The following is a 13270-nucleotide window of genomic DNA, read 5'->3' on the forward strand; positions in this document are numbered from 1 at the left end:
TCTTAAGAAATCGTTCTCTTTCTTCTTTCTTCCTCAATTTGCTTATTGACATACCATTGTTGCCAAATAGACAACACGTTGTTGGTCAACCAATACAAAACCAAGCCCGAAGCAAAGAAGAAGAACATGACACCGAACACAATAGGCATGAACATCATAACCTTAGCCTGTGTCGGATCGGTAGGTCTCGGACTGATCTTCATCTGAATGATCATCGTTGCGACCATCAGCAGAGGCAGGATCAAATACGGATCGGGGCTAGCCAAATCATTAACCCAAAGTAACCAGTTGGCACCACGCAATTCAACAGTTGCAAGCAACACCCAATACAGGGCCAGGAATACCGGAATTTGGAACAGGATCGGCAAGCAACCACCGGCAGGATTGATCTTTTCACGACGATACAACTCCATCATCGCTTGGTTCAGTGCCTGCTTATCATCACCGTATTTTTCTTGGATGGCCTTCATTCTCGGTGCGACATCGCGCATACGAGCCATAGATTTATAACCCGCAGCCGAAATCGGATAAAGAATTGCCTTGACTAAAACAGTCAGCAATACGATAGCCCAACCCCAATTACCAACCAATCCTTGAAGGAATGCCAAAAGCCAATAAATGGGTTTGGCCAAGAACGTCAGCCAACCATAGTCAACAACCAGATCCAAATTAGGAGCAATATACTCTAAGCGACGTTGATCTTGAGGACCGACGTAGAGCACACTGTCAACGGTCTTTTGGGTACCAGGAGCCACTTCACCCATCGCAACGATAGAACCGATGGCAAAGAGGTGTTTATCGAGCTGACGAGTATAAAGTTCTCGATTATTTTCCTGAGGCGGAACCCAAGCAGTCAAGAAGTAATGTTGCAACATAGCAATCCAACCTTCTTTGGACTGACTAGGAAGACCGGTGTCATCATCAGCAATTGAATCAAAACTGATCTTTTGGAATTTCTCATCTTCGGTATAGGCAGCAGGACCGGTGAAAGTATTGTAGAAAGCACTATCACTGGCAACCTTGCCATCGTCACGCGTCAACTGCATGTACACCGACGGAGAAATAGCTACATTGCCCTGATTGCGAATGGTATGTTTAACATCAATACCATAATGTCCGCGATGGAAGACGTATGTCTTAACCAACTCCACATTGCCCTGATTGGCAGCAAAGCTCACTTCCAATGTTTCTTGACCATCTTTCATGGTCAAGTTATCACTGATTAAGCGGAAAGATGTGCGATGATTAGGATAATTTCCTCCAACCAGCCCCGTCTCGGCTTTGTAAACGTGTTGGGCGGAAGTATCAAATAAGACGACATTACCGACTTCTTGTTCTTCTTCGGAGGAACCTAAGACCAATCCGGGTAAACCGCGGGTTTTCCAATCAGGTGTTTGACGTTCTTTGAGTAATTCAGCTCTAGCTACAGAGGCCCCGTTCGCATCAAATGTGATTTTAAATAAATCAGTAGTCACCACTACAGGTTTAGTAATCGTCACATTAACTTCAGAAGCTACTGCTTTGCTATCAGCAACAGGAGCCGCTGGCGTTTGCGTTCCGGCATCATTTGCAGCAACCTGCTCTTCCACAGGTGCCGGCGTTCCAAAGAAGGATGGATTTCCATTGCGCACTTGCCATGCATCCCAGAGCATGAACAAACCCAACAAGAAAATCATCCACAAAAAAGCACGTTGTAATTCGCGTCCCATATGGACTCTCTTATCTATCGTTGAAATTATGAAAAATCAGTTGTTGTGTTTCCAAGGAAACCATTTGAACTGATCCGGAACCGGATCATAGCCCTGACCTCCCCAAGGGTTGCAGCGAATAATTCGCGCCACCATCAACCAACTTCCCTTAAATGCTCCGAAGCGCTTGATTGCCTCCACTGAGTACTGAGAACATGTAGGATAAAACCTACATTCCCTTCCCATCCAAGGTGACAATATCAACTGATAACACTTAATTGCTGTTATCAGAATTGACGAAAGACCTTTCACAGCCGCACCTTTGAGAAGATACCTTCTTGATAAAGTACTCGAAGAGTTTATCGATGTCACTTCGAATCAATTTTTTTCTTGCCTTTTTGCTCAGGGTATCTGAGGTACATACAGGCAATTTACACTTCAGTCGCAAATTTATGTCTAAACCAAATTGGCGATCATTCAGTGCATTGAGCAATATCAACCGAGAATTACGAGCTTTTTCCCGCAATAAACGTTTGATCAACGCTCGTTCAACCGACAAATGTGCATTCTGTTTACCTACCGTAAAACCAAAACGCACACAACCGACCCGGTCGGTTTTCAGGGCAGAAACTGTAAAAAAATCCGAATAGCTTCGGATCAGTTTCTCTTTATTTGCAGACAAAACCGCCCCGAACTCCGCTGATTTTATCAAACGGATACTTCGAGGCAGCCCATTCGGTTTCTTAACCGTTGCATTCACGGCTAACGTCCGCCGTGATTCTCTCTTTATTAGAGAGCGAGAACGTGACGACCCTTGGCGCGACGAGCAGCCAGGACACGACGACCGCCCTTGGTGCGACTGCGAACCAAGAAGCCATGCGTACGGGCACGCTTGACTTTAGACGGTTGATAAGTACGTTTGGTAGCCATGACGACAAATCCTTAAAAAGTTTTAGATATTTGAAGATCTAACAGAGATCGTTACTCGATCCCGCAACACAGACCCCTATTCTCTCCGATCAGGATTAAGAACCTTTTAGATCTGTGAAAAACACGGTATTACACATCAAAAGCCTATGTTTTGTCAAGTTTTTTTATCATAATCCCCTCTTTTTGCCTAGATCACGTTTTCAAAATTTTGTAACTAGGAAAAATACTAGGTTTAGAGAAATTTTTTTTTTATCCCATATCTAGTGTTTTTAGACGAATGCTAAAAAATATTTTGAGTTATCCACATTTTTATGCCTATTTTTTAAGCAGCACTCAAAAAACGATGATCCTTTTTATAAGTAAAATGAGCTCAAGCTTCCGTTTGTTTTTGGAGGCTTTTTCATTTCAGAAAGTTCAAATTTAATTTCTAAAAAACATATAACAACCTGTTTTTTAATGAAAAAGCTGATTATCCAAACCAACAAACGGCGATTAAGGTCAAGGGATGAATACGGTAGTAGAAAAGAGACAATCTACCTCTCGTCACTGACCTTTCTGTTTCGGATTATTTAGGACCAGTACACTTCTTATGACTGAGTCCATTGAGTTCTATGAAAAAAGAATTCAGTTGAAGTTGCTTGGAGAATTTTTATGGATTTCTGGGAACAATGCCTAGCAAAGTTAACCAGCATTATGAAACCTCAAGATTTTGAACGTTGGATCAAAACTCTTGTGTGCATCAATTGGGATGAAAAAAATCATACGTTAATTTTGGGTCATAGAACCTTACAGGCTATTGAAACCATTGAGACGCACTTTGACACAACGATTACGACCGTAGCATCCTCTATCGCCAATCATGTTGTCACCGTGACCTATCATCAAACGGAGGGGCAAATTGAACCCTTACAGGGGCAACTGGGCTTAGTCCCGCAAATCAACCCTGAAACGTCCATCACGGAGCAAGCCAGTGCTTGCGGCTTACGTGCCCAACAGACATTTGAGAATTTTGTAGCTGGCTCTTCCAACCAGCTCGCTTACGTGGCTGCTCAAAGTGTGGGAGACAATCCCGGGAAAAACTACAATCCCCTGTTTATCTATGGTGGTGTCGGGTTGGGAAAAACCCATCTGATGCACGCAGTCGGCAATCAGATGTTGAAGAATAATCCGGACGTTCGGATCTTATGCGTGGGAACGCAGACCTTTATTAATGATTTCACGACTGCTGTGCGTGAAAATAACTACGCCCCGTTTGATCACAAGTACCAGAATCTTGATGCGTTGTTCATTGATGACATTCAATATTTAGGGGGAAAGCGTCAAATTCAACAAAAATTATTCGAAATTTTTGAAAAATTGGTTCCCCATGGCAAACAAATTATTTTTACCAGCGACACCTATGCCCGAAGCTTAAAGGACATGGATGAACGTTTAATTTCGCGTTTCACATCCGGCCTGTCTGTGGAAGTGGAACCCCCAGAGCTTGAGACTCGTGTCGCTATTTTGCAAAAAAAATCACTTGCCCAACATTTTGATTTACCGGACGATGTGGCCTATTTCATCGCAAGACATCTGAAGAGTAATGTCCGTGAGTTAGAAGGTGCTTTGAACTGTGTCATTGCTTACACACGATTTAGCAATGAGGAAAAATTAACCCTTGAAAAAGCGAGAGAAGCTCTGCAAGGGATGCTAGTTGCCTCCACTGCACAATTGACAGTTGAACGGATTCAAGGTGTCGTGGCAGAATATTTCAAAGTATCTTTGGCAGAGATGTACTCTAAAACACGGGTGAAAAAAATTGCTATACCGCGTCAGATCGCCATGTACCTGTGTAAAGAACTCACTCAAAGCAGCTTAGCTGAAATCGGTGAACGTTTCGGTAAGAGGGATCACACGACGGTTTTACACGGGGTGAAAAAAATTACGGACGCTAGAACAAAAGATAAAGATCTGAATTATCAAATTCACGTTCTAGAACAAATGCTTAAGAACTAAGCCAAAATGACTTGAAGGAACTTCCCAATTCAAGGAAAAATTCACTAAAATTGGGAGGTTAAACAATGGATAATGCGTCCGATTTTCGGACAAATTTATAAAGGATAAGGGAATGCTAATCATCAAGAGCCCGCGGGAAGCTTTCGCAACTCCGGTCCAGGTTGTCAGCGGTATTGTCGGTAAGCAACGTCAAACATTGCCTATTTTGTCCAATATTTTGATTTCCAAGGTCGGCTCGCGTGTTGATTTCACCGCCACTGATTTGGACATCGAAATTAAGACTTTTGCCGATATTGGTGCAGAGGGCCCGGATGTGAGCGTAACGGTTGATGCCGCTAAGTTGCAAAGTTTAATCAGCGCTCTCAATCACGGCTCGGAAGTAACGCTTTCGCAACCCAATCAATCTGATCCTACGGTAGAGTTGAAACAGGGAAAAAGTACCTTCAGATTGAATACGTTACCCGCCGATGAGTTTCCTAATCGTCCTGAAGCTCAATTTACGCAAACATTTACGATTCCTGCCAATAAGATTCGTCACTTGTTGCAGCTCGTTCACTTCTCGATGGCGCAACAAGATATTCGCTATTTCCTTAATGGAATGCTTCTTTCCATTGAAGGGGATGTCATTCGTGTTGTGACTACCGACGGACATCGTTTGGCTTACTGTGAAGGTAAATTAGAAGCTCCCTTATCTGAAAATATCCAGTGCATCGTCCCCCGTCGGACCGTGATGGAAATGCTTCGACTCATTCCGGATAATGAGGAAAATATTACTATCTCGGTATCAGCTGCTGAAATCAGAATTAACTGGAGCAACATTACTTTGTCTTCAAAATTAGTCGAAGGCAAGTTCCCTGATTACAACCGAGTCATTCCTTTAAATAACAACAACATATTTGTTGTTAAGCGTGAGGTGTTGTTGGCTGCACTGAAGCGTACGGCAATTCTTGCAAACGCAAAATTGCGTGGTGTTAAATGGGAAATTAAGAACAATTCTTTAACGATTCAAAGCACAAACTCCGATCAGGAAGAGGCTAAGGACGTTTTAGATATTGATTACAACGGTATCGATATTGAGATTGGTTTCAACCTCATGTATTTGCAAGATGTTTTGAACAATCTTCGTAGCGAAGAAGTTCAATTTGCACTGCATAGCAATACCGGTGCGATGCTAATTACTATGCCTGAAAATAATTCCTTTAAATATGTTGTGATGCCAATGCGCACCTAATGGTGGGACTTTGGTTTTCGCAACGTGCACACACCCGCTCTGAATACCTTTAGAGCGGGTGTGCTGACAATTAAGAGTCTGATCTTTTGTAGTTTTATTCCGTTTTTTAGCGATTTTAGAGAAATAACTTATGAGCGAAACTGAAAAAAATATCAATTCGAATGACTATGGCGCATCTGCTATCGTGGTGCTAGAGGGCTTGGAGGCTGTTCGAAAACGTCCGGGCATGTATATCGGTGATACAGCTGATGGTTCCGGTTTACACCACCTTATCTATGAAGTCGTAGATAATTCAATTGACGAAGCTCTGGCCGGTTTCGCAAATGAGATTATCGTCACACTACATACCGATGGTTCTGTATCCATTGAAGATAATGGTCGCGGCATCCCGACAGATGTCAAAATGGATGATAAGCACGAACCTAAACGCAGTGCGGCTGAGATTGCTTTGACGGAATTGCATGCCGGTGGAAAATTCTCGGAAAACAGCTACAAAATTTCCGGAGGCTTGCACGGTGTTGGTGTTTCCTGTGTCAACGCCTTGTCAACATGGTTAAAACTGACCGTGTACCGTGATCATCGTGCACATTTTCTAGAATTTGAACGAGGCAAACTCATTAACCGTCAAACAGCCATGATCCAAACGGTTAATGGCCCTGTGGAAGTGTCTCCTATGATTGACTTAGGGGAGACTGATAAGCAAGGGACATTAGTTCACTTTTACCCGGATAAGGAAATTTTCACGGATATTACCTTTAGCTTTGAGAGATTATCCGAAAGATTGCGTGAGCTCTCGTTTTTGAATTCTGGTGTCAATATTCTGCTTCTGGATCAAAGAACGGGGAAAGAAGAACGTTTCCATGCTCAAGGCGGTGTCAGAGGTTTTGTTGAATTTATTAACCAAAATCGAGTCGTTTTACATAAGACACCGTTCTATGCATTAAAGACAGTGGAATCTCAAGGAGTTCCCGTTACCGTTGAAGTGTCAATGCAGTGGAATGATACCTACAATGAGCGCTTAACGGCCTATACCAACAATATTCCACAAAAGGATGGTGGCACACACGTCACCGGCCTGAGAAGTGCGATGACTCGCGTCATTAAAAACTATATATCCAAGGAAGGATTGGATAAAAAGTTGAAAAATGACATCGATGGCGAGGACATGCGTGAAGGTTTAACCTGCATTCTCTCGGTAAAGGTGCCTCAGCCTAAGTTCAGCTCACAAACTAAAGATAAACTTGTCTCAAGCGAAGTTCGCCCTGCTGTTGAAGACGTTATTAATACTGAACTGGCAACGTATTTGGATGAAAATCCCAACGAAGCACATGCCATTTGTGAAAAGATTGTAGCGGCTTCGAGAGCCAGAGAAGCGGCTAGAAAAGCACGCGACATGAGCAGAAAATCTGTCTTAATGTCCGGATCGTTACCTGGAAAGCTTGCGGACTGTCAAGAAAAGAACCCCGCTTTAAGTGAACTCTTTTTGGTGGAAGGGGACTCTGCCGGTGGTTCAGCTAAAACTGGGAGAAATCGTAAAAATCAAGCAATTTTGCCATTAAGAGGCAAAATTCTGAATGTCGAAAAAGCCTCACATGAAAAGCTTCTTGACAGTGAACAAGTCAGAACTTTGGCTTTGGCTTTAGGTTGCAGCATTGGAAAAGACTTTGATATCGATAAACTCCGCTATCACAGAATTATCATCATGACCGATGCGGACGTGGACGGTGCACACATTTCGACCTTGCTGTTAACTTTCTTCTACCGACAAATGACGCCTTTAATCGAAAGAGGTTATGTGTACATTGCTCAGCCGCCGCTCTATAAGATCACGGTCAATAAAAAAGACATTTACGTTAAGGACGATCACGAATACAACAAAGTCATCTTAGAGATTGCTCTAAAGGATGCTGAGCTTTATCGAAACCAAGAAGCTTTTGAGAAGGGTGAAAAGATCTGGGGAACAGAACTTGAAAAGCTGGCTGATAGCTATATTCAAAGTTCCGAAGTTCTGCAACGATTGAGTTTGGTCATCGATCGGGCTGTTTTGTTAGCGATCACCTCCGGTGCACAAATTAATCTCGAGTCGTTGTCTCAGGCACAAGCCAGTGCTGAAGCTTTAATGAATCAAATTCGTGATAAAAATCTAAAGATCAGCGCTAAGCAAGACGAAGAAAATCATCGTATCTATCTTGCGATTGAGAGAACTGTTTACGGTAATATCCGTCACTCCAGATTGGACGCCCATTTCCTGAATACAGCAGATTATGCTTTGTTGGTTCAGACTGCTCAAACCTTACAAGGTATTGTCGGGGATGGGGCTCGGGTCGTGAAGGGGAGTAAGTCGCAACCTGTTAAGAATTTTGAAGAGGCGATTCAATGGCTTATGAATGAGGCCAGCTCCGGTTTGACACGTCAACGCTACAAAGGTTTGGGGGAAATGAACGCCGAGCAGCTGGCTGAAACCACCATGCAACCCGAAAATCGCAGATTGTTACGTGTCCGATTAGAGGATGCTGCCAGTTCCGATAATGTCTTTTCCATGCTAATGGGAGACAATGTTGAACCTAGAAGACGGTTCATTGAAGATAATGCCCTTTTTGTCAATAACATTGACATCTGATAACTGATTGACGGGAGAGAGAAATCTCTCCCGTTTTTTAAAGGACAAGACAATGCCTGACAGTTCACATGAAAAATTAGTGGTAGCAGTCTCTAGCCGAGCTTTATTTGATCTTGAAGCCGAACATAAAATTTTTGAAGATCAAGGGATCGAAGCTTACCGAGAGTATCAGGTTAAGCACGCTCGGACACCGCTCAATCCTGGTGTAGCCTTTCCGTTTGTCCGTCGCCTCTTGAGTTTGAATGAATACTTTCCGAAAGATAAAGAACCTTTTCGAGTAATTGTCTTATCTAGAAACAGTCCTGAATCAGGCCAGCGTTTTTTTAATTCCTGCAAGTACTACAAACTGCCCATTCGTGGTGGAGCCTTTACTTCAGGCCAACCGACTTTTCCGTACATGAAAGCATACGGGGCCTCACTCTTCTTAAGTGCAAACAGTAAAAGCGTCATCGAAGCCACACAAAAGGGGTATCCGGCCGGCCTGGTGCTTCCCTCGAAAGCACTTGATGACCAAAAAGATAAGGGGTTGAGAATCGCCTTTGACTTTGACGGAGTGGTGATTGATGATGACAGTGAAAAACAATACAAAGAGTCCGGGCTGGAAGGTTTTCAAGATTATGAAAACAAGCATGTCGATTCTCCGCACAATGCTGGTCCTTTAACAGAATTATTTAAAAAACTGGCTTATTTCCAACAGTTGGATATGCAAAGACGAGGGAAAGAGGATCCGTATTATCAACCGGTTATTCGAATTTCCATTGTTACCTCCAGAGGGGCTCCGAGTGAAGAAAGATTGATTACTACGTTAAAGAGTTGGGGGATGAATGCCGCCGAACTCTTTTTAATGGATGGGATGCCAAAGCAGTTTGTTCTTGAACAACTCAAACCGCATATTTTCTTTGATGATCAAATTCAACACTTGCAATCTGCAGCTCACGCTGTTCCAAGTGTTTTGATTCCCTTCGGCGTTACTCGAGAGAATTCCGTTAAAACTCTGATGCAGACAACTGATATTCAGAGGTAGACTTTATCCACAAAGTTATCCACCGATTTAAACCGCTTGAAACCCCTGTAAATTCAGGGGTTTCATATTTAATAATCAGTATTTTGAGTTTTATTTGTCCATTTAAAAAAACTTTATAAATCAATAAGTTAAAAACAACTATCAGAATTATGAGGGTTATTGTTTTTATATTGGAATAACAAATACTTACAGAACTTATTCCGATTAATTCACAAAGTTATCCACAATTTAATTGACAATAGATTCGATGAAATGAGGTAGTAGTTTAGTGTGTTTATGTTATGAGGCGTTAAAAAGAGATTATTGAATTATTCTTTTTATATTAAATTAATAATCGTAATAATAAGAAAGGGATTTTTTGTTGATAAATACCATTTCTATTTATATTTCATATAGTTAGCTTGTTAATATTTATCTTGATTTTTATGTTAAAAGAGATAGGATTGTCTGTTGAATGTTGTGGATAACTTTTTAGAAAATTTTCCTTTCTCTCACTTATCCACAATTTCAATACACTATTCACATTTTTATTCTCAACTTATGCACATGGGTTTGACACACTACACATACTTTTAATGGGCTATACTGAAAACAAACCAATTTTGGGGCTAATCATTATGCGTATTCGATCTTTAGTTTTATCCTTTTCAGCGCTTGCATTAGGCGTTACCGCCTTAAGCGGATGTGTGCCGGTATTAATAGGCGGGGCCGTCGGAACTACGGCTTTTGTTACCACAGACCGCCGGACAACCGGTGCGCAAATGGCCGATGAAGTAATGGAAAAAAGAATTCACTACGAAATCAGCCAGGCTATTCCGAATAATTTGCATTTGACGGTCACGTCCTATAATCGCCGAATTTTGTTAACAGGTGAAGTCGGTACGGAAAGTGATAAGTTAACAGCTCAAAGAGTGGCACAAAATAGTCTTGAAGTAAGTGCTGTTGTTAATGAATTGATGGTGGGACCGGTGAGTTCTGTGGGGCAGCGAATGTCAGATTCAACATTAGCTGGAAAAGTAAGAACTCAGTTGGTGGCGACCTCCGGTGTCTCCTTAAATCAAATGAAGGTTACGGTTGACCGTGGAATTGTCTATTTGATGGGATTGGTCACTCAGGAAGAGGCACAGAAAGCGGCCGATATTGCCTCCCGCGTCTCGGGGGTTAAGTCGGTTGTCACTGTGTTTGATATTTTGACCGATCGTGAGGTTAAGGAGCGCCTGAAGTTAATTTCTCAGCAAAAAGAACCAACTCCGAGCTACACCACTTCCAATAATATTGTTGACGAGTCTTCAACCTCCTCGACTGAAGTTCGGTTACAGTAATTTTTTATTCGGAAGAGCTCGTGCGTTCAATTGTTTTAAGTATTTGGATGCCTGTGGCACTTTTCGTGCTTTGGGGATTAGCTTCGGCCTTTTCCTGGGTTAATCCCTATTTATTGCCTAGTCCAGGCAGTGTCTATTCGGCATTTATTGAGCTCGTCAAGGATGGAACATTATTTGATCATGTAGGGGCTAGTCTAGGAAGAGCTTTCGGTGGATATTTAGCGGCTGCCTGTTTTGCTCTGCCGATGGGTTATTTTTTTGCAAAATATGAATCTCTTCATGTTCAATCGCGTTTAGTTTTAGAAAGTTTGCGGATGATTCCCCCCTTGTCATTAATTCCTTTGTTGATTTTATGGCTCGGAATAGGGGAGTTGGCTAAGTTGACGATTGTGCTGTTGGCCAGTTTTTTTCCGATTTACCTCAATGCTTACAGTGGTTTCAAGCAATTGGACTACCGCTACGGTGAATTGGCTAAAACACTCAATCTGAATACTTTTGAAAAAATTCGTCACATAGAATTTCCAGGTGCTTTACCGGCTGTATTTACCGGCTTACGCCTGGGCTTCGGTTATAGCTGGCGTGCCTTGGTCAGTGCAGAGTTAATTGCCGCGTCTTCCGGTCTCGGATATTTGATTTCGGATGCTTCTGAGATGGCTCGAACGGACCAGGTTTTTGTGGGTATTTTAATGATTGCTGTTTTAGGGATAATCGGTGATACGCTTTTTCAAAGAGCAATTCGAAAAGTTGCGCCGTGGAGTGTGAAATGAGCGCGGTGAGTTTACGCAATGTCAGTTTTCGTTATCCCGGACATGACAATTGGATATTGAATAATTTCTCCCTTGAGATTAAAGAGCAAAAAGTACTGGCGATCATAGGCAAAAGCGGTTGCGGTAAAAGCACTTTGATACGTCTGATTGCTGGTTTGCTTCAACCCAATGAGGGGATCATCACAACGCAGTCCTCGCATCAACTTGGGATGGTTTTTCAAGATCCGAGATTGCTGCCTTGGAAAACCGTTTTTGAAAATGTTGCTCTTCCTATTCGCAATGAATCGATTGAATATCAAAAGCGTATTGTCAGAGAAGTGTTGGAACTGGTGGGGTTAAGCCATACAGAATCCTATTATCCATCTGAACTTTCCGGCGGTATGGCCCAAAGGGCAGCTTTAGCCCGTGCTTTGGTTCAATCTCCCGATATATTATTAATGGATGAACCTTTTGGGGCTCTCGATGCGATTACTCGAGCTCAAATTCAAATGGATTTTGAGAAGATACAGCAAACAAAAAAGATGACCGTTGTTTTAATTACTCACGAAGTGAACGAGGCTGTTCGTTTGGCTGATCAAGTATTGGTCTTGGGTAATACAAAAATTTTGGATGCATTGTCTGTAGATTTGCCTCATCCCAGAGCTGTCACGGATTTGCATGTTATCCAATATGCTGCGAACGTATTGAATTTATTAACAAACTCTTGATAAGAGGTTCAAGATGAAATTGAAAAAATTACTCATGGTTAGCGCTATGGTCTTAACAGGATCGCTCATGAGTGCAGTAGAGGCTGCACCGGACCAGATCAATATTGCCTATGTGAAAGATCCTTTCAACCTTCAAAACATTGTGATGAAACAGCATCAGTCTTTGGAGAAGGAATTTCAAAAAGACGGTATTAAGATCAATTGGGTATCGATTAATTCCGGCGCTCAACAAGCTCAGGCCATGGCTGCAGGGTCATTGGATGTCAGCGCAGTGATGAATACGGCTTCTTTGTTAATGGCCAACGGAGCCGGAAATAAAGTTTTGGTGGCTACCGGGGTGGCCCGTCCGACTCAAGTATTTGCGGTTGTCGGGAAAGCCGGACAGCAGATGAAGATTGAGGACTTAAAGGGCAAAAAGGTTGCCGGTCCTAAAGGCACGGTCTTGCACCAAGTCTTAGTGGCAGCTTTAAAGTCAAAAGGCATGAGCATCAATGATGTCGAATTTATTCAGATGGATCCCAGCAAAGCCTATGCTGCTTTAATGGGTAAACATGTTGATGCTGCACTGCTGGCTGCTTCTTTAATTATTAAGTCCAATCAAGCTGGTGCTAAAACAGTGGTTACGGCTGACGGTTTAGTTAATCCGTTATTGGTCATGGCTGTCAGTGAAAAATTTGCCAAAGAAAATTCAGCTTTATTGGAAAGAATCGTTAAGGTCCATCGTCAAACAACCAAATGGATTTACGAAAACTATGATCAAGCCATCGCAATGGGTGCAAAAGAAGCGGGTGTGAGCTTGCAGGATGCAGACAAGTTGGCTAAGTGGAGTCATTATTTCGATGTCATCACCGATGAAGATTTGCAAAGCTTAAAGTCCGATCAGGCTTTCTTGCTTGAAAACGATATGATGCAAAATAAGGTCAATACTGATCAATTGGTATTGCCGATTGCTCGTCAATAGTTTGTGTTATGTACATCGAAGCTTA

At 42.4% G+C, this 13270-nt stretch carries 12 protein-coding genes; 8 read left to right on the plus strand and 4 right to left on the minus strand.

Annotated elements, in window-relative coordinates; translation table 11 throughout:
• Positions 1-2: 2 nt before the first annotated feature.
• Genes yidC through rpmH form a run of 4 tightly spaced genes read right to left on the minus strand, consistent with a single transcriptional unit; the run spans position 3 to position 2618 of the window.
• Complete coding sequence (gene yidC, locus H5985_RS00305) at positions 3-1709, minus strand: membrane protein insertase YidC (protein WP_205049320.1); 1707 nt, start codon at positions 1707-1709, stop codon at positions 3-5.
• 36 nt (positions 1710-1745) lie between these two features.
• On the minus strand, positions 1746-1934 hold the full coding sequence (gene yidD / locus H5985_RS00310) for a membrane protein insertion efficiency factor YidD (RefSeq protein WP_239481477.1): 189 nt from the start codon (positions 1932-1934) through the stop codon (positions 1746-1748).
• Between the two features lie 28 nt (positions 1935-1962).
• On the minus strand, positions 1963-2448 hold the full coding sequence (locus tag H5985_RS00315) for a ribonuclease P protein component (RefSeq protein WP_205049322.1): 486 nt from the start codon (positions 2446-2448) through the stop codon (positions 1963-1965).
• A gap of 29 nt (positions 2449-2477) precedes the next feature.
• Positions 2478-2618 carry a 50S ribosomal protein L34 gene (rpmH, locus tag H5985_RS00320; protein WP_205049323.1) on the minus strand — a complete coding sequence of 47 codons (141 nt, stop codon included), beginning with the start codon at positions 2616-2618 and terminating at the stop codon, positions 2478-2480.
• 651 nt (positions 2619-3269) lie between these two features.
• Here rpmH and dnaA point away from each other — a divergent pair.
• The 8 genes from dnaA (at position 3270) to H5985_RS00360 (ending at position 13245) form a co-directional block, all read left to right on the plus strand.
• Entirely contained in the window at positions 3270-4613 is a 1344-nt protein-coding gene (dnaA, locus tag H5985_RS00325; RefSeq protein WP_205049324.1) for a chromosomal replication initiator protein DnaA, read from the plus strand.
• 112 nt (positions 4614-4725) lie between these two features.
• Complete coding sequence (gene dnaN, locus H5985_RS00330) at positions 4726-5844, plus strand: DNA polymerase III subunit beta (protein ID WP_205049325.1); 1119 nt, start codon at positions 4726-4728, stop codon at positions 5842-5844.
• Between the two features lie 130 nt (positions 5845-5974).
• Entirely contained in the window at positions 5975-8464 is a 2490-nt protein-coding gene (gene gyrB, locus H5985_RS00335) for a DNA topoisomerase (ATP-hydrolyzing) subunit B (protein ID WP_205049326.1), read from the plus strand.
• A gap of 52 nt (positions 8465-8516) precedes the next feature.
• Positions 8517-9488, plus strand: a complete 972-nt coding sequence (locus H5985_RS00340) for a 5'-nucleotidase (protein ID WP_205049327.1) — start codon at positions 8517-8519, stop codon at positions 9486-9488.
• 617 nt (positions 9489-10105) lie between these two features.
• Entirely contained in the window at positions 10106-10810 is a 705-nt protein-coding gene (locus H5985_RS00345) for a BON domain-containing protein (RefSeq protein ID WP_205049328.1), read from the plus strand.
• A gap of 20 nt (positions 10811-10830) precedes the next feature.
• Complete coding sequence (locus H5985_RS00350) at positions 10831-11577, plus strand: ABC transporter permease (protein WP_338124935.1); 747 nt, start codon at positions 10831-10833, stop codon at positions 11575-11577.
• Positions 11574-12284, plus strand: coding sequence for an ABC transporter ATP-binding protein (locus tag H5985_RS00355; RefSeq protein WP_205049329.1), 711 nt, complete (start codon positions 11574-11576; stop codon positions 12282-12284). Before H5985_RS00350 ends, H5985_RS00355 begins: the two co-directional genes overlap by 4 nt.
• Before the next feature lie 13 nt (positions 12285-12297).
• Positions 12298-13245: an ABC transporter substrate-binding protein gene (locus tag H5985_RS00360; protein ID WP_205049330.1), complete on the plus strand. Its 948-nt coding sequence runs from the start codon at positions 12298-12300 to the stop codon at positions 13243-13245.
• The last annotated feature ends 25 nt before the right edge of the window (positions 13246-13270 follow it).

Origin of the sequence: Parasutterella secunda (assembly GCF_016901835.1) — a bacterium.
Taxonomy (GTDB): Bacteria; Pseudomonadota; Gammaproteobacteria; order Burkholderiales; family Burkholderiaceae_F; genus Aphodousia; species Aphodousia faecavium.

Bases quoted from the DNA above. Each gene is read 5' to 3' on its own strand.
- dnaA (WP_205049324.1), top strand. From the start codon at position 3,270: ATGGATTTCTGGGAACAATGCCTAGCAAAGTTAACCAGCATTATGAAA.
- H5985_RS00355 (WP_205049329.1), top strand. From the start codon at position 11,574: ATGAGCGCGGTGAGTTTACGCAATGTCAGTTTTCGTTATCCCGGACAT.
- H5985_RS00345 (WP_205049328.1), top strand. From the start codon at position 10,106: ATGCGTATTCGATCTTTAGTTTTATCCTTTTCAGCGCTTGCATTAGGC.
- H5985_RS00360 (WP_205049330.1), top strand. From the start codon at position 12,298: ATGAAATTGAAAAAATTACTCATGGTTAGCGCTATGGTCTTAACAGGA.
- yidD (WP_239481477.1), bottom strand. From the start codon at position 1,934: ATGGGAAGGGAATGTAGGTTTTATCCTACATGTTCTCAGTACTCAGTG.
- dnaN (WP_205049325.1), top strand. From the start codon at position 4,726: ATGCTAATCATCAAGAGCCCGCGGGAAGCTTTCGCAACTCCGGTCCAG.
- yidC (WP_205049320.1), bottom strand. From the start codon at position 1,709: ATGGGACGCGAATTACAACGTGCTTTTTTGTGGATGATTTTCTTGTTG.
- H5985_RS00340 (WP_205049327.1), top strand. From the start codon at position 8,517: ATGCCTGACAGTTCACATGAAAAATTAGTGGTAGCAGTCTCTAGCCGA.
- gyrB (WP_205049326.1), top strand. From the start codon at position 5,975: ATGAGCGAAACTGAAAAAAATATCAATTCGAATGACTATGGCGCATCT.
- rpmH (WP_205049323.1), bottom strand. From the start codon at position 2,618: ATGGCTACCAAACGTACTTATCAACCGTCTAAAGTCAAGCGTGCCCGT.